Annotated in this window: 16 protein-coding genes; 6 read left to right on the forward strand and 10 right to left on the reverse strand. The window is 71.0% G+C overall.

The window, feature by feature from the left end:
* Window positions 1-6: 6 nt before the first annotated feature.
* The 6 genes from AC06FP_RS00695 to cysD all read right to left on the reverse strand — a co-directional run bounded on the left by AC06FP_RS00695 (window position 7) and on the right by cysD (window position 9,543).
* Window positions 7-1,509 (reverse strand): alanine/glycine:cation symporter family protein, encoded by a 1,503-nt coding sequence (locus tag AC06FP_RS00695; RefSeq protein ID WP_478074112.1) that lies wholly within the window; start codon window positions 1,507-1,509, stop codon window positions 7-9.
* Window positions 1,510-1,690: 181 nt separating this feature from the next.
* A complete protein-coding gene (locus AC06FP_RS00700; protein ID WP_478074113.1) occupies window positions 1,691-2,227 on the reverse strand; it encodes a GNAT family N-acetyltransferase in 537 nt (178 codons plus the stop codon).
* Window positions 2,220-5,345 carry an efflux RND transporter permease subunit gene (locus AC06FP_RS00705; protein WP_478074114.1) on the reverse strand — a complete coding sequence of 1,042 codons (3,126 nt, stop codon included), beginning with the start codon at window positions 5,343-5,345 and terminating at the stop codon, window positions 2,220-2,222. The genes AC06FP_RS00700 and AC06FP_RS00705 overlap by 8 nt, the downstream gene beginning before the upstream one ends.
* Window positions 5,342-6,412, reverse strand: coding sequence for an efflux RND transporter periplasmic adaptor subunit (locus tag AC06FP_RS00710; protein WP_478074115.1), 1,071 nt, complete (start codon window positions 6,410-6,412; stop codon window positions 5,342-5,344). The genes AC06FP_RS00705 and AC06FP_RS00710 overlap by 4 nt, the downstream gene beginning before the upstream one ends.
* Before the next feature lie 339 nt (window positions 6,413-6,751).
* Window positions 6,752-8,632 carry a sulfate adenylyltransferase subunit CysN gene (gene cysN, locus AC06FP_RS00715; RefSeq protein WP_478074116.1) on the reverse strand — a complete coding sequence of 627 codons (1,881 nt, stop codon included), beginning with the start codon at window positions 8,630-8,632 and terminating at the stop codon, window positions 6,752-6,754.
* Window positions 8,632-9,543 carry a sulfate adenylyltransferase subunit CysD gene (cysD, locus tag AC06FP_RS00720; protein WP_478074117.1) on the reverse strand — a complete coding sequence of 304 codons (912 nt, stop codon included), beginning with the start codon at window positions 9,541-9,543 and terminating at the stop codon, window positions 8,632-8,634. Before cysD ends, cysN begins: the two co-directional genes overlap by 1 nt.
* A 198-nt stretch (window positions 9,544-9,741) precedes the next feature.
* On the opposite strand from cysD, the gene AC06FP_RS00725 reads away from it, so the two are divergent.
* The 3 genes from AC06FP_RS00725 to AC06FP_RS00735 all read left to right on the forward strand — a co-directional run bounded on the left by AC06FP_RS00725 (window position 9,742) and on the right by AC06FP_RS00735 (window position 14,118).
* On the forward strand, window positions 9,742-11,586 hold the full coding sequence (locus AC06FP_RS00725) for an assimilatory sulfite reductase (NADPH) flavoprotein subunit (RefSeq protein WP_478074118.1): 1,845 nt from the start codon (window positions 9,742-9,744) through the stop codon (window positions 11,584-11,586).
* 94 nt (window positions 11,587-11,680) lie between these two features.
* The gene (gene cysI, locus AC06FP_RS00730; RefSeq protein WP_478074119.1) at window positions 11,681-13,387 is read left to right on the forward strand and encodes an assimilatory sulfite reductase (NADPH) hemoprotein subunit; all 1,707 of its coding nucleotides are present in this window, start codon (window positions 11,681-11,683) and stop codon (window positions 13,385-13,387) included.
* Entirely contained in the window at window positions 13,384-14,118 is a 735-nt protein-coding gene (locus AC06FP_RS00735) for a phosphoadenylyl-sulfate reductase (protein ID WP_478074120.1), read from the forward strand. Before cysI ends, AC06FP_RS00735 begins: the two co-directional genes overlap by 4 nt.
* 74 nt (window positions 14,119-14,192) lie before the next feature.
* Here AC06FP_RS00735 and AC06FP_RS00740 read toward each other — a convergent pair whose 3' ends face one another.
* From AC06FP_RS00740 to AC06FP_RS00755, 4 genes are all read right to left on the reverse strand, one after another.
* The gene (locus tag AC06FP_RS00740) at window positions 14,193-14,639 is read right to left on the reverse strand and encodes a BLUF domain-containing protein (protein ID WP_478074121.1); all 447 of its coding nucleotides are present in this window, start codon (window positions 14,637-14,639) and stop codon (window positions 14,193-14,195) included.
* A gap of 81 nt (window positions 14,640-14,720) precedes the next feature.
* The gene (locus tag AC06FP_RS00745; RefSeq protein WP_478074122.1) at window positions 14,721-16,781 is read right to left on the reverse strand and encodes a TonB-dependent copper receptor; all 2,061 of its coding nucleotides are present in this window, start codon (window positions 16,779-16,781) and stop codon (window positions 14,721-14,723) included.
* A gap of 70 nt (window positions 16,782-16,851) precedes the next feature.
* Window positions 16,852-17,289: a DUF2946 family protein gene (locus AC06FP_RS00750; RefSeq protein ID WP_478074123.1), complete on the reverse strand. Its 438-nt coding sequence runs from the start codon at window positions 17,287-17,289 to the stop codon at window positions 16,852-16,854.
* Between the two features lie 175 nt (window positions 17,290-17,464).
* A complete protein-coding gene (locus AC06FP_RS00755; protein WP_456116894.1) occupies window positions 17,465-18,448 on the reverse strand; it encodes a LysR family transcriptional regulator in 984 nt (327 codons plus the stop codon).
* Between the two features lie 160 nt (window positions 18,449-18,608).
* Here AC06FP_RS00755 and cysG point away from each other — a divergent pair, with 160 nt between their 5' ends.
* The 3 genes from cysG (at window position 18,609) to AC06FP_RS00770 (ending at window position 21,873) form a co-directional block, all read left to right on the forward strand.
* Window positions 18,609-20,072, forward strand: coding sequence for a siroheme synthase CysG (cysG, locus tag AC06FP_RS00760; RefSeq protein ID WP_478074124.1), 1,464 nt, complete (start codon window positions 18,609-18,611; stop codon window positions 20,070-20,072).
* Window positions 20,073-20,093: 21 nt separating this feature from the next.
* Window positions 20,094-21,053 carry a cysteine synthase A gene (cysK, locus tag AC06FP_RS00765; protein ID WP_456116896.1) on the forward strand — a complete coding sequence of 320 codons (960 nt, stop codon included), beginning with the start codon at window positions 20,094-20,096 and terminating at the stop codon, window positions 21,051-21,053.
* Between the two features lie 238 nt (window positions 21,054-21,291).
* The gene (locus tag AC06FP_RS00770) at window positions 21,292-21,873 is read left to right on the forward strand and encodes an O-acetyl-ADP-ribose deacetylase (protein WP_456116897.1); all 582 of its coding nucleotides are present in this window, start codon (window positions 21,292-21,294) and stop codon (window positions 21,871-21,873) included.
* Window positions 21,874-21,964: the final 91 nt, after the last annotated feature.

Below are 21,964 nucleotides of genomic sequence, written 5' to 3' on the forward strand. Positions count from 1 at the left end.
GCTCGCTTACTTGTTGCCGCGCCAGAAATCGGCGTTGCGGATGCCCAGCGCATCGGGGTCGAAGACCGGGTCCAGGCCCTGCTTCTTCTGCCGCTCGTAGTCGGTCAGGGCCAGCATCGCCGGCTTCTGCAGGATGAAGATGGCGATGACGTTGAGCCAGGCCATCAGGCCCACGCCGATGTCGCCCAGCGCCCACGCCATCTTGGCGTTGTGGAAGGCGCCGAACACCACCATGCCCATGATGCCCAGGCGCAGCAGCAGCGTGGCCGCCGGATGGGTGCGGTTGCTGCCGGCCAGGTAGGTCAGGTTGGTCTCGGCCATGTAGTAATAGGCCATGATCGTGGTGAAGGCGAAGAAGAACAGCGCCAGCGCCACGAAGCCCGCGCCCCAGCCCGGCAGCACCGACTCGACCGCGGCCTGGGTGAACAGCGCGCCCTCCGAGGGCGCCACGCCCGGCACGCCGGTGACGATCGCCTCCAGCTTCTGCACGCCGCCCTCGGTGACCTCGCGGAACACGTTGTACATGCCGGTGGACAGCACCAGGAAGGCGGTGGAGGTGCACACCAGCATGGTGTCGAAGTAGATGGCGAAGGCCTGCACGTAGCCCTGCTTGGCCGGGTGCGAGACCTCGGCGGCGGCGGCGGCGTGCGGGCCGGTGCCCTGGCCGGCCTCGTTGGCGTAGATGCCGCGCTTCACGCCCCAGGCGATGGCCTGGCCGATGATGCCGCCGAACGCCGCATGCGCGCCGAAGGCGCTGGAGAAGATGTCGGCGAACATCGTCGGCACCTTGCTGGCGTTGAGCATCATCACCACGATGGCCATCAGGATGAAGCCCAGCGCCATGAACGGCACGATCACCTCGGCGAAGCTGGCGATGCGCTTGACGCCGCCGAAGATGATCACGCCCAGCAGCACCGCCACGGCGATGCCGATCCACAGCTTCATGCTGCCCGCGCCGCCCACCGAGGCGCAGGCGTCGGCGCCGGTGCACAGCACGTTGACCGCGCTGTCGGCGATGGCGTTGGCCTGCACGCCCGGCAGCAGGAAGCCGGCGGCGATGACCGTGGCCACGGCGAACGCGGCCGCGTACCACTTCAGGCCCATCGCCTTCTCGATGTAATAGGCCGGGCCGCCGCGGTAGCGGCCTTCGGCATCCTTGGTCTTGTAGATCTGCGCCAGCGTCGATTCGACATAGGAGGTGGAGGCGCCGAGGAAGCCCATCACCCACATCCAGAAGATCGCGCCCGGGCCGCCATAGGCGATGGCGGTGGCGACGCCGGCGATGTTGCCGATGCCCATGCGCCCGGCCATCGACATGGCCAGCGCCTGGAACGAGGAGACGCCCGCGTCGGACTTCTGCCCGCGCACGGTGAGCCGGCACATCTCGGCGAAGCCGCGGATCTGCATGAAGCGGGTGCGCAGGGTGAACCACAGGCCCGCGCCCAGGCACATGAAGATCAGCGCATTGCTCCAGATGATGCCATTTACGAATTCGACGATGGATTCCACGCGGACTCCCGGGTAGCTGAAGGGAAAGCAGGCAAGCTGCCGATTCTTCCATGATTCCGCAGCGATAGGCAGATGGCGTCCCCCGCGCCTTCCAGGCCGGGGATAACGAGGACGCCAGGGGGTATAGCCGCCGGTTGTGGACCGGGGCTGCGGGCAGGCGGGTGGCGCCTGCGCAGGTTCCTCATCGCGCCGGCGGCCACGCCCGCAGGCGGGCGAAGCAGCGCAGGTCGTGCAGCAGGCCGTCCTTGAGCACGGCCTGGCGTTCCAGGCCTTCCTCGATGAAACCGGTCTTGAGCAGCACCCGCGCCGAGGCGGGGTTGCCGGCCATGACCTGCGCCGCGAGCCGGTACAGGCCCAGTTCGTCCATCACCCAGGGCGCGAAGGCGGCCACGACCTCGGTCATGATGCCCTGCCCCCAGTGGCGCCGCCCCAGCCAGTAGCCCAGCGTGGCACCGTGGCGGCGCTCGCCGCTGCCCGGCTGCACGCCGATGCCGCCGCAGGCTTCGCCGTCGATCTCCAGCGCGTACACCGGCCCGGACAGGTCCAGCACCTGCCCGGCCAGGAACGCCTCGCCGTCGGCGCGGGTATAGGGGTACGGGAAGCGCGTGCTCAGCCCGCGCGAGACGGCCGCGTCGTCGGCATGCCGCAGCAGCGCTTCCAGGTCGTCGCGCCGCCAGCGCCGCAGGCGTACCGCGCCGGTGGAAGGCGGCTCACGCATGCCCGCCCACCGACGGCGTCTCGCGCTCCTGCTTCGCCAGTTCGTTGGCCACCGTTTCCGGCGACTGCGTGTACGGCGCCAGCAGCGCGTAGAACGCCGGCACCACGAACAGCGACAGGAAGGTGGAGACGGCGACGCCGAAGATCACCACGATGCCGATGGTGCCGCGGCTGGCCGAGCCCGGGCCGCCGGCCAGCACCAGCGGCACCGCGCCGACCACGGTGGCGATGGAGGTCATCAGGATCGGGCGCAGGCGCACCGTCGAGGCCTCGACGATGGCCCGGTGCACGTTGCGGCCCTCGTCGCGCAGCTGGTTGGCGAATTCCACGATCAGGATGCCGTTCTTGGCCGCCAGGCCGACCAGCATGACGATGCCGATCTGGCTGAACAGGTTGAGCGTGCCGCCGCTGACGTACAGGCCGATGAAGGCGCCGAGCACGCCCAGCGGCACGGTGAGCATGATCACCAGCGGGTGGATGAAACTCTCGAACTGCGCGGCCAGCACCAGGTAGACCACCAGCAGGGCCATGGCGAAGGTCAGCAGCACCGCGCTGCCGGCGCTCTGGTACTCGCGCGACTCGCCCTTCCAGTCGATCTGCGCGTACTCGGGCAGTTCCTCGCGCGCCACCTGCTGCACCCAGGCGATGGTCTCGCCCAGGGTGTGGCCGGGCGCGACGCTGGCGCTGATGGTGATCGAGCGCAGCCGGTTGAAACGGTTCAGGGTGCCGGCCTCGGCCACTTCGCTGAGGCTGACCAGGTTGGACAGCGGCACCAGTTCGCCCGAACGCGCGCGCACCTGGATCGCCGCCAGGTCGGCCGGCGAGGCGCGGCCCTCGCGGCCGGCCTGCACCAGCACGTCGTATTCCTCGCCGTTGTCGACGAAGGTGGTGACGCGGCGCGAGCCCATCATGGTTTCCAGCGCGCGGCCGATGTCGGTCACGCTCACGCCCAGGTCGGCGGCGCGCTGGCGGTCGATGTTGACCCGCATCTGCGGCCGGGTTTCCTTGTAGTCCGAGTCGGCGCCGACCAGGCCCGGGTAATCGGCCATGCGCGCCAGCAGGCGGTCGCGCCACTGCGCGATCTCGGCGTACTCCGGCCCGCCCAGCACCACCTGGAACGGCTGGCCGAAGCTGCGCACCAGGCCGCCGCCGACCTGGGTGCGCACGCGCACGCCGCTCAGGCCGTCCAGCTCCTTCTGCAGCGCGTTGGCGACATCGGCGGTGGCCTCCTGGCGCTGCCGCCAAGGCTGCAGGAACACGCTGATGCGGCCGGTGTGCATTTCCTCGCTGTTGCCCCAGCCGCCGGGCACGCGCGGGTTGGCGCGCACGATCGGCTCGTCCGGGCCGACGAAGCGGTCGACGATGCGCTCGACCTCCTGCACCTGGCCGACGGTGTAGTCGAAGCCGGCGCCTTCCGGGCCGTCGATCATGATCTGGAACGAACCGCGGTCCTCGGCCGGCGCCAGTTCCGAGGGCAGCAGCCGGAACAGGCCCCAGCTGGCGCCCAGCGCGGCCAGCATCACCAGCCCGAACACCCAGCTGCGCTGCACGTGGCGGTCCAGCACGCGGCCATAGGCCGCCGCCACGCGCGCCAGCTGGCCGTCGATGAAGCGGTTGATGCGGTTGGGCCTGCGTTCGCTGTGCGGCCTGAGCAGCTTGGAGGCCATCATCGGCGTCAGGGTCAGCGCGACGAAGGCCGACAGCGCCACCGCCGCGGCCAGCGCCACCGCCAGCTCGCGGAACAGGCGGCCGGTGTTGCCCTCGAGGAAGCCGACCGGCAGGAACACCGCCACCAGCACCGCGGTGGTGGCGATCACCGCGAACGCCACCTGCGCGGTGCCGCGGCGCGCGGCGACCAGCGGCGGTTCGCCCAGGTCGATGCGGCGCTGCACGTTCTCCACCACCACGATGGCGTCGTCCACCACCAGGCCGATGCACAGCACCAGCGCCAGCAGGGTGAACAGGTTGATGGAGAAACCGAAGGCGAACAGCGCGATGAAGGCCGCAACCAGGCATACCGGCACCGTCACCGCCGGGATCAGCGCCGCGCGCAGGCTGCCCAGGAACAGCCAGATCACCACCAGCACCAGGATCATCGCCTCCACCAGGGTGGCGTACACGCGTTCCACCGCCGCCTCGATGAAGGTGGTGTTGTCGAAGGCGACGAAGATCTGCGTGCCGGCCGGCAGGGTCCTGGCGATGCGTTCGGCCTCGGCGCGGGTGGCGCGGGCCACGTCCAGCGCATTGGCGGTGGAGGTCTTGACGATGCCCAGGCCGATGCCGGGCTCGCCGTTGCTGCGGTAATAGGCGCGGCGTTCGGCCGAGGCCAGCTCGACCTTGGCCACGTCGCCCAGCCGCACCACGTAGCCGTCGCTGCCCTTGCCCAGCGGGATGCTGGCGAAGTCGGCCGGGGCCACGTAACTGCGCTCCACGCGCAGGGTGAAGTCGCGGTCGGCCGATTCGATGCGCCCGGCCGGCAGCTCCACGTTCTCGTTGCGCAGCGCGGTCTCCACCTCGCCCACGGTCAGGCCGCGCGCGGCCAGCTGGTCGCGGTCCAGCCAGATGCGCATGGCGTAGCGCTGGCGGCCGCCGATGCGCACCTGGGCCACGCCGTCGATGCTGGAGAAGCGGTCCACCACGTAGCGCTCGGCGTAGTCGCTGAGCTCCAGCGTGTCCATCGCCGAGGAGCTCATGTTGAACCAGATGATCGGGTCGGCGTCGCTCTCGACCTTGGCGATCTCCGGCGGGCGCGCCTCTTCGGGCATGCGGTCGGCGACGCGGCTGACCGCATCACGCACGTCGTTGGCGGCGGCCTCGATGTCGCGGTTGGCGGTGAATTCGATGCTCACCGAGGCGCGGCCGTTGGTGCTGCGCGCATTGATGGTGTCGATGCCCTCGATGCCGGCCAGCGCGTCTTCCAGCACCTGGGTGATGCGGCTCTCGATCACCGCCGCCGAGGCGCCGGTGTAATCGACCGAGACCGAGACGATGGGCGGGTCGATGGCCGGCAGTTCGCGCAGGGTCAGGCGGCTGAAGGACATCAGGCCCAGCACCACCAGCAGCAGGCTCATCACCACGGCCAGCACCGGCCGCTTGATCGAGAGGTCCGACAGCTTCATCCGGCCGTGGCCTCCGCGGCGGCCAGCGCGGCCTTGTCCTCGATGCGCAGGCCCGGGCGCAGCTTGCCGGTGCCGTCGACGACGATGCGCTGCCCGGCCTCCAGCCCCTGCACGATCTCGACCACGCCGGAGCGGCGGGTGCCGGTCTTCACGTCGACGCGCTCGACGGTGGCGTCGTCCTTGACCCGGAACACATAGGAATCACGCCCCACCTGCACCACCGCGATCTCCGGGATCACCAGCGCCTGCCGCTCGGGGCGGAACACGCGCACGTCCAGCAGCATGCCCGGGCGCAGGGCGTGGTCGGGGTTGGGGAAATCGGCGCGCACGGTGACCGCGCGGCTGCCCGGGTCGACGCGCGCATCGACGGTGCTGACTTCGCCCTCGAAGCTGCGCCCCGGGTAAGCGATGCTGCTGCCGCTGACCTTGTCGCCGGGCTTGAGCGAGGCCAGTTCGGCCTCCGGCACCTGGAAATCGACGTGCATGCGCGAGATGTCGTCGAGCGTGGCGATGACCGTGGTCGGGGTGACCAGCGAGCCGGGGCTGACCTGGCGGATGCCGAGCACGCCGGCGAACGGCGCCCGCACCTGGCGGTCGGACACGTCCGCGCGCATCTGCCGCACCCGTGCCTCGGCCGCGTCGCGGATCGACTTCTGCGTATCGAGCGTGGAGCTGGCGACCAGCTGCTGGGTGGCCAGCTCGCTCTGCCGCCGGTACAGGCGGTCGGCCTCGTCGAAGGTGGCCTGGGCCTGCGCCAGCGCGGCCTGCTGCGCGTCGATGCGCAGGGTCACCAGCGGCGCGCCGGCCGCCACTTCCTGGCCGCTGCGGAAATGCACGGCCTCGATGATCTCGCTGACCTTGGCGGTGACGGTCACCGACTCGCGCGCCTTGGCGGTGCCGATGGCCTGCAGGGTGTCGTTCCAGGCCGAATGCGCGACCACCCGGGTGGTGACCGGCACGGCACCGCCCTGCGGGCGCGGTGCCTCGCCCGCCCCGCGCCCGCAGGCGGCCAGGGCCAGCATCAAGACAGCGCCACCGGCGAAAGTGGCGGAAAAACGCCCCAACATACGCAATCCCGTCAGATACACGATCGGGCAGTCTAGCGGGCACGGATGACAGCCCGGATGTGCCATTGGGTGGGGCGGCGACACAGACAGGCCGGTGGCAGCCATCGCCGGATGTCATGGCGGAGGCCGCGCCGGCCAGCGTCGGGACGAGCCCCGCGGCGCCGGCCAATTCCCTTCATCCCCGGGAGAAGATGTACCGGGAGCGGATCGCCGCAACACCAGGGCGGGCCGGCTTGCCCGTTCGTCCCCGCTCCGCTCCCCGGTGCCCAAGGGCGCTCGCCCGCCCGCGCGCCATGGCGGACAGGCGGCGCGGCCGTCCCGGCGCGAGGGCCCGGGCGCTCAGCGCAGCGCCAGCCGCACCACCTGGTCGGCCATGGCGTCCAGCGCCTCGCCGTCGGCGTACAGGTGCAGTTCCGGCGCTTCCGGCGGCTCGTAGGGCGAGTCGATGCCGGTGAAATTGGGAATCTGCCCGGCCCGCGCCTTGCGGTACAGGCCCTTCACGTCGCGCGACTCGGCCACTTCCAGCGGCACGTCGACGAAGATCTCGATGAATTCGCCGTCGGCGAAGCGCTCGCGGGCCATCTGCCGCTCGGCGCGGAACGGTGAAATGAAGCTGACCAGCACGATCAGGCCGGCATCGACCATCAGCCGGGCCACTTCGGCCACGCGGCGGATGTTCTCCACGCGGTCCTCGTCGGTGAAGCCCAGGTCGCGGTTCAGGCCGTGGCGGACGTTGTCGCCGTCGAGCAGGAAGGTGTGGCAGCCGCGCGCATGCAGGCGCTTCTCCACCTGGTTGGCGATGGTGGACTTGCCGGCGCCGGACAGGCCGGTGAACCACAGCACCTTCGGCGTCTGCCCCTTGATGCGCGCGCGCGCGGCCTTGTCCACGTCCAGGTGCTGCCAGTGCACGTTGCCGGCGCGGCGCAGGGCGAAGTCCAGGGTGCCGGCGGCGACGGTGGCGTTGCTCTGGCGGTCGATCAGGATGAAGCCGCCCAGCGCGCGGTTGCGGGCGTAGGGCTCGAAGGCGATGGGTTCGTCCAGCGACAGGTTGCAGTAGCCGACCTCGTTCAGTTCCAGCCGCTTGGCCGCCAGCTTGTCCTGCGTGTTCACGTCGATGCGGTGCTTGATCTCGCTGACGCTGGCGGCCACGGTGCGGCTGCCGATCTGCAGCCAGTACGGGCGGCCGGGCAGCAGCGCGGCATCGTCCATCCACAGCACGTGCGCGGCGAACTGGTCGGCCACCTCCGGCGGATCGCCGGCGGCGGCGATGATGTCGCCGCGGCTGACATCGATCTCGTCGGCCAGGGTCAGGGTCACCGCCTGCCCGGCCGCGGCGGCGTCCAGCGGACCGTCCGGCCCCAGCACCTGCCGCACCGTGGAACGGCGCGCCGAGGGGAGCACCACCACCGCATCGCCGGCGGACACGCGGCCAGCGGCGATGGTGCCGGCGAAGCCGCGGAAATCGGGGTTGGGTCGGTTGACCCACTGCACCGGCAGGCGCAGGCCGCTGTCGGCGTCATGGCCGGCGATGGCCACCGTGTCCAGGTGCTCGAGCAGGCTGGGGCCGGCATACCACGGCATCAGCGCCGAGCGCGCCGACAGGTTCTGCCCTTCCAGCGCCGACAGCGGGATCGCCTGCACGTTGGCGATGCCCAGCTGCGCGGCCAGCGCGCGGTATTCGCCGGCGATGCGCTCGAACACGGCCGGGTCGTAGTCGACCAGGTCCATCTTGTTGACCGCCAGCACCACCTGGCCGATGCCCAGCAGCGAAACGAGGTAGCTGTGGCGGCGGGTCTGCTGCAGCAGGCCCTTGCGCGCGTCCACCAGCACCACCGCCAGGTCGGCGGTGGAGGCACCGGTGGCCATGTTGCGGGTGTACTGCTCGTGGCCCGGGCAGTCGGCGACGATGTACTTGCGGCGGTCGGTGTCGAAGTAGCGGTAGGCCACGTCGATGGTGATGCCCTGCTCGCGCTCGGCGGCCAGGCCGTCCAGCAGCAGCGCATAGTCGATGCGCTCGCCCTGGGTGCCATGGCGGCGGCTGTCGGCCTCCAGCGCGGCCAGCTGGTCGTCGAACAGGCGCTTGCTTTCGTACAGCAGCCGCCCGATCAGCGTGCTCTTGCCGTCGTCGACGCTGCCGCAGGTGATGAAGCGCAGCAGCGGCTTGGATTCGTGCTGCTGCAGGTAGGTGGAGATGTCCGGAGACGTGGCGACCGCGTTCATCAGAAATACCCCTCCAGCTTCTTCTTCTCCATCGAGGCGGACGGATCGTGGTCGATCAGGCGGCCCTGCCGCTCCGAACTGGTGGACACCAGCATCTCGGCGATGATCTTTTCCAGCGTGTCGGCGTCCGATTCGATGGCGCCGGTCAGCGGGTAGCAGCCCAGCGTGCGGAAGCGCACCCGGCGCCGCTGCGGCACCTCGCCCGGATGCAGCGGCAGGCGCTCGTCGTCGACCATGATCAGGCTGCCGTCGCGCTCCACCACGGGCCGCTCGGCGGCGAAGTACAGCGGCACCACCGGGATCTTCTCGCGGTAGATGTAGAGCCAGATGTCCAGCTCGGTCCAGTTGGACAGCGGGAACACGCGCACGCTCTCGCCCGGGTGGATGCGGGCGTTGTACAGGTTCCACAGCTCCGGGCGCTGGTTCTTGGGGTCCCAGCGGTGGCGGTCGTTGCGGAACGAGAACACCCGCTCCTTGGCCCGCGCCTTCTCCTCGTCGCGGCGCGCGCCGCCGATGGCCGCATCGAACTTCCAGGCATCCAGCGCCTGCTTCAGGCCCTGGGTCTTCATCACCTCGGTGTGCACCGACGCGCCGTGGCTGACCGGGCCGATGCCGCGAGCGATGCCGTCGGGGTTGATGTGCACGCGCAGGTCCACGCCGGTCTCGGCGACACGGCGGTCGCGGAAGGCGATCATCTCGCGGAATTTCCAGCGCGTGTCCACGTGCAGCAGCGGGATCGGCGGCACGCCGGGGGCGAACGCCTTGAGCAGCAGGTGCAGCAGCACCGAACTGTCCTTGCCGACCGAATACAGCAGCACCGGGTTGGAGAAGCCGGCGGCGACCTCGCGCAGGATGTGGATGCTTTCGGCTTCCAGCCGGTCGAGGTGCGACAGGGGAACAGTAGCGGTCATTGCGGCAGGTTCTGGGAACGCTCTGGAAACGGAAGGGTAACAGCGCAGGCCGGCACGGGACCCCGGCAGGGCAGCGAGTGTGCGGGCCATCCGCCCTGCGCAGAAATAAACGCAGGGCATGAACCGATAACCGCGCATCCTTTCCCCCGCCACGCGCGCCTCCCTAGCATCGGTCCCCCATCCCAGACCGGACAGGACATGACCGCCGCCGCCGCCACCGTGCCTCCCAGCCCCCTGCCCGAAGACCGCAGGGTCCTGCTGACGCGCCTGGTGGACGGCCTGGACGGCAACAGCCTGTGGTGGCTGTCCGGTTTCGCCGCCGGCCTGGCCCAGGGCCATCCGCCGCCGTCGCTGGCGGTGATTGCCGGCGGCCAGCCCGCCACGCAGGCCGCGGGCCGCCTGACCATCGTCTACGGCAGCCAGACCGGCAACGCGCGCCGCGCCGCCGAGCAGCTGGCCGGCGACGCCGAGGCCGCCGGGCTGGCGGTGCGGCTGCTGCGCGCCGACGCCTACCCCACCCGCGAACTGGCCGGCGAGCGCCTGCTCTACCTCGTCATCAGTACCCAGGGCGAAGGCGATCCGCCGGACGACGCCATCGGCCTGGTCGAGTTCATCGCCGGCCGGCGCGCGCCGAAACTGCCGGACCTCAAATACGCCGTGCTCGGCCTGGGCGATTCCAGCTACGCCGATTTCTGCGGCATCGGCCGCAAACTGGATGCGCGCCTGGCCGAACTCGGCGCGCAGCGCCTGCAGCCGCTGGCCGAGGCCGACCTCGACATCGACACCGTGGCGACGCCCTGGCGCACCCGTGCCGTGGCCGATGCGCGCCAGACCCTGGGTGAAAGCGCCGCCGCGCCGGCCAGCAACGTCACCCCGCTGCGCCATGCGCAGAACACCACGCACAGCGCCCAGCATCCGTTCCATGCCGAGCTGCTGGCGCGGCAGTTGCTGAGTGGCCGCGACTTCAAGGGCCCGGCCTACGGCCACTACGGGCGCATCGACAAGCGCGTGCACCACGTCGAGCTGTCGCTGGAAGGCAGCGGCCTGCACTACGAACCGGGCGACGCGCTGGGCATCGTGCACCGCAATCCGCCACCGCTGGTCGACGCCATCCTCGCCGCCACCGGCCTGGACGGCGACGCCGCGGTCAGCCATGACGGCCATACCCGCCCGCTGGCGCAGTGGCTGGGCGAACACCGCGAACTGACCCGCATCTCGCGCCCGCTGCTGGCGACCGTGGCCGAACGCAGCGGCAACGCCGACCTGGCCGGCCTGCTGGAACCGGCGCGCGCCGCCGAACTGGCCGCGGTGTTCGCCGACCACCAGCTGGTGGACGTGCTGCACCGCTGGCCGGCCGGCTGGGACGCCGCCGCACTGGTGGCCGCGCTGCGCCCGGCCGCGCACCGCCTGTACTCCATCGCCTCCAGCCGCAAGCGCGTGGGCGAGGAGGTGCACCTGACCGTGGACGAGCTGGCCTACGACGCGCACGGCCGCGCCCATGTCGGCGCCGCCAGCGCCTTCCTCGCCGCGCTGGAGGAAGGCGCGCCAGTGCCGGTCTTCATCGAACCGAACGAGCGCTTCCGCGTTCCCGCCGATGCCGGCCGCGACATCATCATGATCGGCCCCGGCACCGGCGTGGCGCCGTTCCGCGGCTTCGTGCAGGAGCGCGCCGAGACCGGCGCCAGCGGCCGCAACTGGCTGTTCTTCGGCGCCCGCCACTTCAACAGCGATTTCCTTTACCAGGTCGAGTGGCAGGAAGCCCTGCAGAAGAAGGAACTGCATCGCCTCGACCTGGCCTTTTCCCGCGACCAGGCCCGGAAAATCCATGTGCAGCAGCGCCTGCGCGAACAGGGCCGCGACCTGTACGACTGGCTGCAGGGCGGCGCGCACCTGTACGTGTGCGGCGCCATCGGCATGGGCAAGGACGTGCACGCCGCGCTGCTGGAGGTCGTGGCCGCGCACAACGGCGGCGACGCCGAGGCCGCGGCCGACTACCTGTCCACGCTGCAGCGCGAAGGCCGCTACGCCCGCGACGTCTATTGATCCGCAGGAGCGGCTTCAACCGCGATGACGCTTTCCCGGTAAAGCCAGATCGCCACTGAAGTCGCTCCCACGCAACACCGCCATTGGACTGTCCATGAGCCACCCCTCCGTAGAAAAGATCAAACTCGAAAGCCGGCGCCTGCGCGGCACCATCGACCAGGGCCTGCGGGACGCCACCACCGGCTCGCTGAGCTTCGAGGACCAGCGCACCATCAAGTTCCACGGCAGCTACCAGCAGGACGACCGCGACCTGCGCGACGAGCGCCGCCGGCAGAAGCTGGAACCCGCGCACCAGTTCATGATCCGCATCCGCGCGCCGGGCGGCGTGTTCACCCCGCAGCAGTGGCTGAAACTGGACGCGATCGCCACCACCTGGGCCAACCACTCGCTGCGCGTGACCACGCGCCAGACCTTCCAGTTCCACGGCGTGATCAAGCGCGAGCTGAAAGCGACCATGCAGGCGATCAACGCCGCCGCGCTGGACACCGTCTCGGCCTGCGGCGACGTCAACCGCAACGTGCTCGGCGCCAGCAACCCGCTGCAGTCGGCGCTGCACGCGCAGGTACACGATTGGGCGCAGCAGTTGTCGCTGCGCTTCAGGCCGGCCACACGCGCCTATTACGAGATCTGGCTGGACGAGGAGAAGGTGGCCGAAAGCGGCGTCGAGCACGAGCCGGTCTATGGCGACGCCTACCTGCCGCGCAAGTTCAAGATCGCCGTGGCGGTGCCGCCGTACAACGACGTGGACGTATTCGCCAACGACCTGGGCCTGGTCGCCATCGTCGATGACGCCGGCAAGCTCGCCGGCTTCAACGTCGCCATCGGCGGCAGCATGGGCGCTAGCCACGGCATCGCCGCGCATTACCCGCGCGTGGGCAACGTGATCGGCTTCGTCGCGCCGGACCAGGTGTTCGCCATCGCCGAGGCCGCCATCACCGTGCAGCGCGACCTCGGCGACCGCGAGGACCGCAAGCACGCGCGCTTCAAGTACACCATCGACGACCACGGCTCGGAACGGATCGTGGCGATGATGGAGGAGCGCGCCGGCTTCCGGCTGCAGCCGGCGCGGCCGTTCCGGTTCGAGCACAACGGCGACCGCTTCGGCTGGGTCGAGGGCGAAAACGGCCTGTGGCACCTCACCCTGTCCCTGCCCAGCGGCCGCATCGCCGACACGCCCGGGCGCCCGCTGCTGACCGGCATGCGCGAGATCGCCAGGGTGCACGAGGGCGAGTTCCGCATGACCGCCAACCAGAACGTGATCATCGCCGGCGTGCCGGCGGCGCAGCGCGCGCGCATCGACGCGCTGGTCGCCCGGCACGGGCTGGACCGGGAGAACAACGCGCCCACCGCCACCGCCCGCGGCGCGATCGCCTGCGTGGCCCTGCCGACCTGCGCGCTGGCGATGGCCGAGGCCGAGCGCTACCTGCCCGGCTTCCTCGCCGCGCTGGAACCGCTGCTCGCCCGGCACGGCCTGCGCGAGGCGCCGATCCTGCTGCGCGTGTCCGGCTGCCCCAACGGCTGCTCGCGCCCCTACCTGGCCGAGATCGCCCTGGTCGGCAAGGCGCCGGGCCGCTACAACCTGTTCCTCGGCGGCGACCACCGCGGCCAGCGCCTGAACACGCTGTACCGCGACAACATCACCGAGCCGCAGATCCTCGAGGCGCTGGAACCGCTGCTGGCCCGCTACGCCGCCGAGCGCGAAGCGGACGAGCGCTTCGGCGACTTCCTGCACCGCAGCGGTCTGATCGAGCTGCCGCCCTACCCCACCCACCGCCAGATCGCCGTGGAACTGCACGCATGAACGCCCTGTCCCTGCCTTCCCTCAACGATGAAAGCATCGCCCCGGCCGAGGACATCGCCAAGCTCAACGCGCGGCTGGAAACGATGGATGCGGCCGCGCGCGTGCGCTGGGCGCTGCGGCACACGCCGGGCGCGCACGTGCTGTCCTCGAGCTTCGGCGCGCAGTCGGCGGTGACCCTGCACCTGCTCAGCCGCGAGCAGCCGGACATTCCGGTGATCCTGATCGACACCGGCTACCTGTTTCCGGAAACCTACCGCTTCGCCGACGAACTGACCGCCCGGCTGGGGCTGAACCTGAAGGTGTACCGGCCGCTGGTCAGCCGCGCCTGGATGGAAGCCCGCCACGGCCGCCTGTGGGAGCAGGGGCTGGTCGGCATCGAGCAGTACAACAACCTGCGCAAGGTCGAGCCGATGAAGCGCGCCCTGGACGAACTGCAGGCCGGCACCTGGTTCACCGGCCTGCGCCGCAGCCAGTCGGCCAGCCGCGCCGGCACCCCGGTCCTGCAGCGCCGCGATGCGCGCTGGAAGGTCAACCCGATCGCCGACTGGAACGACCGCGACGTCTGGCAGTACCTCAAACAGCACGATCTGCCCTACCACCCGCTGTGGGAACAGGGCTATGTCTCCATCGGCGACTACCACACCACCCGCCGCTGGGAACCGGGCATGCGCGAGGAGGACACCCGCTTCTTCGGCCTCAAGCGCGAGTGCGGACTGCACGAAGAAATCTAGGAGGCCTTGGCGCGGGGCGTGCCCGGCAGAGGCTTTCGCGGCGAAGCGGAGCAGGCTCCGCCCGTGCGGCGCGATCAGCCGGCCACGGTTTCCTGCTGCCGCTCCCAGAACGCGAGCAGTTCGCGCAGGCCCGGCGGATGGCCGGCCAGCGCCACGTCCTCGCGCAGATGCCCGGCCTCCTGCCGCCACTGCCGGCTGCTCAGCTCCTGCAGCACGCTGCCCCGGGCATGGCTGCAGCCCATGTGCCACTGGCTGAAATGGCGCTGTTCCACCGGGCCGTCGTGCAGTTCCTCCAGCCCGACATGCATGCGCGAGGCGCGGATACGCGCGTAGATGCGCGCCACGCCGGCTTCCGGCCCTTCGAAATACTGGAAGAAACGGTGGCCGTCGTGGAGCAGGACGCCGGTGACGCCTTCCAGGCGGTTGTGGGCGCGCGCGTCGACCAGCAGGTGGTCGAGGTCGGCCGGCGTGAGGCCGGCCACGGCGGTACTGATGTAGGCCACGGCGTGCTGCTGCGTCATCGCCTGTCTGCTCCTTCCCTGGGCGCGCAAGCATGACACAGGCGCCCCGCCGCCGGTTGCCCGGCAGCGGGGGCATCCGCGTCAGTAGCGGTAATCCAGCTTCAGCCAGAACGTGCGGCCGGGTTCGTTGATCCGCACCGGGTCGGCCGGGAAACCGAAATCGGCGCTGCCGGCCAGGTTCAGGTGCTCGGCGTAGGCGCGGTCGAACAGGTTGTCCACGCCGGCACTGGCGCGCAGGCGATCGCCGAGGCGGTAGGCGGCGTTGAGCGAGAGCGTGGCGAAACCGGCACTCGGGCCGAGGTCGCGCGCGACCACGTTGCCCTCGTCCTGCGCCACCCGGTTCTGCCGGCCCACCACCCGCAGCAGCGCGCCGGTGGACCAGCGCGCCTGCTCCCAGGACGCGCTGAAGCGCCCTTCCAGCGGCGGGATCTGCGGCAACGGCCGCCGCCCGTCGCGGTTTTCGCCCCAGGCATAAGCCAGCGTGCTGCCCAGCTTCCAGCCCTGCGCCGGGCGCCATTCCAGCCCGGCCTCGGCGCCGGCGATGCGTGCCTCGACATTGCCCGCCTGCGTGCTGCTGCCCATCATGCCGCCGCTGCGGTAGGCGAACAGGATGTAGTCCTGGATGCGCCCGGCATAGGCCGACACCCAGGCGTCCAGCGCGCGGCCGCGGAACTGCAGACCGAGGTCGAGCTGGGTGGTCTTCTCCGGTTTCACCCCGGCGAAGGCGTTGGCGCTGCCGGCCGGGCCGGCGTCGGCCGAGAACAACTCCCAGTAGTCGGGCATGCGCTCGCTGTGGCCGAGCCCGGCGTACCAGGTCCAGGCCTGGCCGTGGTCGCGCTCGTAGCGCAGGAAACCGCTGCCCAGCGTTTCCTCGCGGCTCTGCCCGGCGGTGGGGTTGGGCATGGCCATCATCCCGGTGGTCTGGCGCAGGTCCCTGGCCTGCGCCCTGTCCACGCGCAGGCCGCTTGCCCAGCGCCGCGGCCTGCCCTCGCCGAAGGTCAGCTCGGCGAACGCGCCCTGGTTGCGCAGCTCGGCATCGCGGGTCCACGGCGTCTGCTTCCAGGTGCCGCGCCCCATGCCGTTGCGCTTGCGGTGGCGGCTGTCCTGCGCGTCGACGCCGGCGACGATGGCCACGTCCTGCCAGCGCCATTCCGAGGCGATGCGGCCGCCGGTGGTGCGCCGCTCCACGTTCGACGCCATCGGCATCGGCATGCTGCCGTGCGGGTTGGGCGTGCGCAGCGTGTAGTTGTCCATCAGGTGATCGGCGTCGTTGTAGTACAGGTTGGCCTGCAGCCTGTCCCAGGCGCCGGGCAGGTTGCCGCGCTCGAAGCGCAGGCCGTAGCTGCTGCGCTTGAACGCCGCGCCGTCCATGCCGCGGCCGGCGTAACGGGCCAGCGCGTCGCCGGTGCCGGCATTGAGTTCGAGCACGGTATCGGCGTCGGGCGTCCAGCCGATGGCGGCGTCGGCGTTCCACTTGCGCCAGCGCGAGGGCACCACCTCGCCGTTGCCGTCGCGGTAGTCGCCGGACTCGGAGCGGTTGCCGTTCACCCGCACATAGCCCGGCCTGCTGCCGAAACTGGCATCGAGCATCTGGTCGTTGCGGTTGCCGGAGCCGCCCAGCGCGCTGGCCTGCAGCTCCATGCCCGGCGCATCGAAGCGCGGCATGTCGCGCTCGAAGCGCACCGTGCCGGCCGACGCGCCGGCGCCCCAGCGCACGCTCTGCGGGCCCTTGATGACGGTGAGCCGGTCGTAGGTTTCCGGCGCGATGTAGGACAGCGGGTTGTCCATGCGCGACGGGCAGGCGCCGATCAGGCTGCCGTCGTTGCTGAGGATGTTCAGCCGCGAACCGGACAGGCCGCGCAGCACCGGGTCGCCATTGGTGCCGCCGTTGCGGATGGCGGAAAAGCCCGGCACGGTCTTGAGGTAATCGGCGCCATCGCTGGCCGGCACCGGTTGCCGCGGCAGGCGCGGGTCGGTGACCCAGTTCAGCGGCGAGGACGGCGCGGCGCTGGTGACGACCAGGGTGTCCAGCGTCCTGATCGGATCGGGTTCACCGGCACGCGCGGCAAAGGGAAACAGCGCCAGGCAGACGCATACGGCCAGGCACGCACGGGCGCCCGGCATTCGGGAAACGGGGTACATGAAGTTCTCCGGTACGACAGGCCACCCGCTGCCGGGGGGCAGCAGGCGGCGGGAAGAAAGGGAAGTGTCGTCAGGAGAACAGCGGCGGCCCGCGCGCCGGGTGCGCCGGCCAGCGCAGGCCGGCGGTGAAAACGGCGGCGCGCGGCGGTTGCGGCTCGATGCGGTACAGCAGCGGCGCCAGCACCAGCAGCACCGCCAGCCACGGCAGCAGCCGCGAGGCCATGGTGCAGTAGTCGCAGGCCTCGCCATGGGCGGCATGCGGGTCGGCTGGAGGCGTCTTGCCGACGACGCTGCCCCCCGCCATGTGCGCAGCATGCGCGTCCATCGCGGAGTGATCGGCCGGCCCGTCGCCCGCCATCGCCATCCCGTGCATCGCGTGCGCCATCGACGCATGCGCGTCCTGCCCGGCCTGCATCCAGCGGCTGACCACCGGCGCCAGCGCCATCAGCAGCGTGGCCGCCAGCGCGAGCAGCAACATCCAGCGGTGCAGGAGCGGGAATCGGATCACGCCGCGATTTTAAGGCGTCGCCGCGGCCGCCATGTGCGACACATCGACGCAGGGGAGGCGAACGAGGAACCAGTAGGAGCGACCAGCAACCAGAAAAAACCAAGGCAAAAGCAGACAGGCAAATGCGATCGCTTCTGCTGTTCCCTGTTCCCTGTTCCCTGTTCCCCGGTTCCCGCTAACTGGTGATGGTCTGGGTCAGCTCTTCCCAGGTCGGCGGCGTCGGCCAGGCCGGGTCCTGGTTGCCGTCGAGCACGCGGCGCAGGTCGCGCCTGTCGATCTGCGGCGCCAGCACATGCACCAGTTCCAGCGCGTAGTCGCGCAGCACGCGGTCGCGCGGCAGCACCGCCCAGGCGGTGCATTCGGGAATCGCCGCCGGCGCCGGCCAGGCGCGCAGGTCGCTGTCGCCGGCGCTGACCGCCATTTCCGCCAGCAGGCCCACGCCCAGGCCGGTGCGCACATAGGTCTTGATCAGGTCGGCGTCGAGCGCGGTCAACGCCAGGTCCGGTTCCAGCCCCTGCGTGGCGAAGGCGCGGCGCAGCGAGGAACTGGGCCGGGTCGAGGATTCGTAGCTGATCAGCGGGTGCGCCGCCAGCGCGGCCATGTCCGGCAGCCTGCCGGCGCGGTCCAGCACGTGGCCCTTGGGCACCAGCACCAGCCGCCGCCAGCGGTACAGCGGCACCGCGATGCCGGTGCTGGGTTCGCCGCCGGCGGTGCTGACGATGGCGATGTCGGCGTCGCCCTGGCTGAGCAGGTCCAGCGCGTCGCTCTCGGCCGCCTGCTGCAGGTGCACGCTGACCTGCGGATAGGCCAGCTTGATCCGCGCCACCGCCGGCGGCAGCACGAAGCGCGCCTGGGTGTGGGTGGTGGTCAGGATCAGCTGGCCGTGGCTCTCGCGGCGCTGGTTGGCCGCGTAGGTCCGGATGTTGTTGGCCTCGGCCAGCACCAGGCGGGCGCGGGAAATCACTTCCTCGCCGGCCGGCGTCACCGACTCCAGGCTGCGCCCCTTGCGCACGAACAGCAGGAAACCCAGTTCATCCTCCAGCTGCTTGAGCTGCTTGGACAGCCCCGGCTGGGTGGCGTGCACGCGCGTGGCCGCCAGCGTGATGTTGAGCTCGGCGTCGGCAATGGCCACCAGGTAGCGCAGTTGGGTCAGGGTCATCGGGCGTCGGAGGGCGGCTCGGCGGGAACAGACGACTGTAGGTCAGATTGACCCATCCACTTATAACCGAAAGTAATCTGAAAGGCGGCGCAAGTCATTTCCGGGGCTCTGGGGCCGGGGCTACGGTCAGCGTCCCTTCCGCCACCGCCGCTTCCCCGCCTTGGACGCTCCCCTGTTCCCGTTGTTCGCCGATCTGAACGGCCGTGCCGTGCTGGTGGTCGGCGGTGGCGCGGTGGCCGGGCGCAAGGTCGAGGCGCTGCTGCATGCCGGCGCACGGCCGCGGGTGGGCGCGCCGCGGCTGTCGCCGGCGCTGCGCGAACTGGCCGCGGCCGGCCGCATCGAATGGCTGCCGGGCCTGTTCGACACACGCTGGCTGGCCGAGGACGTGTGGCTGGTGATCGCCGCCACCGACGAGCCGGTGGTCAACCGCGCGGTCGCCAGCGCCGCCGAGGCGCAGCGGCTGTTCGTGAACGTGGTGGACGACGCGCAGCTGTCGCGCTTCCACGTGCCGGCCGTGGTCGAACGCGGCCCGCTGCAGATCGCCGTGTCCAGCGGCGGCGCCGCGCCGATGGTGGCGCGGCATGTGCGCCGCCGGCTGGAGGAACTGTTCGATGGCGCCTGGGGCCAGCTGACCGAACTGGCCGGCCGCCACCGCCCGGCCATCCGCGCGCGGTTCCCCGACACCGGCGCGCGCCGCCGCTTCTTCGACCGCCTGCTCGACGGCCCGCTGCTGGACCTGCTGCGCCGCCACCGCCAGGCCGACGCCGAGCTTGCCCTGCAGCAGGCGATGGCCGACGAACCGCCAACCGCCGCCGGCTCGGTGGTGCTGGTCGGCGCCGGTTCCGGCGATCCCGGCCTGCTCACCCTGGCCGCGCTGCGTGCGCTCAACCAGGCCGACGTGATCCTGCACGACCGCCTGGTCAGCGCCGAGGTGCTGCAGCTGGCCCGCCGCGATGCCGAGCGCATCGAGGTCGGCAAGTCCGCGCGCGGCCACAGCACCCGCCAGGAACACATCCACGCGCTGATGCTGGAACATGTCCGCGCCGGCCGCCGCGTGGTGCGGCTCAAGGGCGGCGATGCCTTCGTGTTCGGCCGCGGCGGCGAGGAGCTGCAGTTCCTGCGCGCGCACGGCATCGCCTATGAAGTGGTGCCCGGCATCACCGCCGCGCTGGCCTGCGCCGCGCATGCCGGCATCCCGCTCACCCACCGCGACCATGCCCAGCAGCTGCGCCTGGTCACCGCGCACTGCCGCGATTCGCTGGACACGCTGGACTGGCCGGCGCTGGCCGCGCCGCGGCAGACCCTGGTGTTCTACATGGGCGTGGCCGCGCTGGCGCAGATCCAGGCGCGCCTGCTCGACGCCGGCCTGCCCGCCGCCACGCCGTTCGCGCTGGTGGAAAACGGCTCGCGCGCCGCGCAGCGCGTGGTCAGCGGCACGCTGCGGCAGCTGGCCGACGCCGCCGCCCGGCACGCCGTGCAGTCGCCGGCGCTGCTGATCCTCGGCGAGGTGGCCGCGCTGGCCGGCGAACTGCACTGGTTCGGCGCCGCGCCGCTGCCGGCCGCGCCGCCGGCTTCCTCACCTTCCGCAAAGACGCCGCCGCCCACACTGGCCGACGCCGCCTGATTCCCTTCCCAGGAGATCTCCATGGCCCTCTACAGCAACATCCTCGAGACCGTCGGCAACACCCCGGTGGTCAAGCTCAACCGCCTGGCGCCGGCCGGCGTGGACGTCTACGTCAAGGTCGAATCGTTCAACCCCGGCGGCTCGGTCAAGGACCGCCTGGCGCTGGCGATCGTGCTCGACGCCGAGAAACGCGGCGTGCTCAAGCCCGGCGATACCATCGTCGAGGCCACCTCCGGCAACACCGGCGTCGCCCTGGCCATGGTCGCCGCCGCGCGCGGCTACAAGTTCGTCGCGGTGATGACCGAGACCTTCTCGGTCGAACGCCGCAAGGCCATGCGCGCCTACGGCGCCAAGGTGATCCTGACCCCGGCCGCGGCGCGCGGCACCGGCATGGTGGAGAAGGCGAAGGAGCTGGCCGCCAGACACGGCTGGTTCCTGGCCAGCCAGTTCGCCAACCCGGCCAACCCGGCCTATCACCGCAACACCACCGCCGCCGAGATCCTGCGCGACTTCGCCGGCAGGCGCCTGGACTACTTCGTCAGCGGCTGGGGCACCGGCGGCACCCTGACCGGCGTCGGCGAAGTGCTGAAGCTGGCGCGCCCGGACACCCGCATCATCGCCACCGAACCGGCCGGCGCCTCGCTGCTCAAGGGCGATGAGTGGAAGCCGCACAAGATCCAGGGCTGGACCCCGGACTTCGTGCCGGAAGTGCTCAACCGCAATGTCTACGACGAGCTGTATTCGGTGCAGGACGAACGCGCGATCGAGACCGCGCGCCGCCTGGCCGCCGAAGAAGGCATCTTCGTCGGCATCTCCTCCGGCGCCACCGCCGCCACCGCGCTGGACGTGGCCGCCAAGGCTCCGGCCGGCTCGGTGATCCTGGCGATGCTGCCCGATACCGGCGAGCGCTACTTCTCCACCCCGCTGTTCGCCGACATCAACGAGGGCAGCGACGACGACTGGCTGGCCGGCCTGCCGTAAGCCACCCCCGCAACGCCGCGACCGGGGACGCCCGGTCGTCCCGGTCATCGCCGCCGGTCCTCCGGTTGCATCTGTCCCTGTTCCTCCCCCGGTACGAAGGCCGCCCCGCGCGGCCTTCGTGCTGTCCGGCCGCCTGTCGCAGCCGCCGAGACGCCTCTTCCTCAGACTTTGCCGCGCGCGGCCGCAAGCCGTGCATCCGTCACGTTTTGCTCATATACGGCAAGGGAAGATCGCGGGCATGAACATCGACATCTGGCAGGGCGACATCACCACCCTCGACGTGGACGCCATCGTCAACGCGGCCAACGAGAGCCTGCTCGGCGGCGGCGGGGTGGACGGCGCCATCCACCGCGCGGCCGGCCCGGGCCTGCTGGCCGAATGCGAGCGCCTGCCGGAACTGCGCCCGGGCGTGCGCTGCCCCACCGGCGAGGTCCGCGCCACCGGCGGCCACGCGCTGCCGGCGCGCCATGTCTTCCACACCGTCGGCCCGGTCTGGCACGGCGGCCAGCGCGACGAGGCCGCGCTGCTGGCCAACTGCTACTGGCAGTCGCTGCGGCTGGCCGAGCAGATGCGGCTGGAATCGATCGCCTTCCCGGCCATCAGCTGCGGCGTCTACGGCTACCCGATGCACCAGGCCGCCGCCATCGCCGTCACCGAGACCGTCACCTGGCAGAAGAGCCATGCGCGGCCGGTGCGCATCGTGCTGGTGGCCTACAACACCGCCACCTTCAAGGCCTACCAGCAGGCGCTGGCCGCGGCGGTGCAGGCCGGGCCGGCGTTTCCTTCCACGGACGAGCCGCTGCCGTCGTTCGCACGCTGAGCGCTCGCGGGATCGCGTCCACAGCCCACCGCTGCAGCGCAGTTCCCGCAGAGCGCGGCAATGCCCCGCTGATCCTTTCCGGCAACGCCAC

The sequence above is a fragment of the Stenotrophomonas sp. Steno-Z2 genome (genome assembly GCF_056393235.1).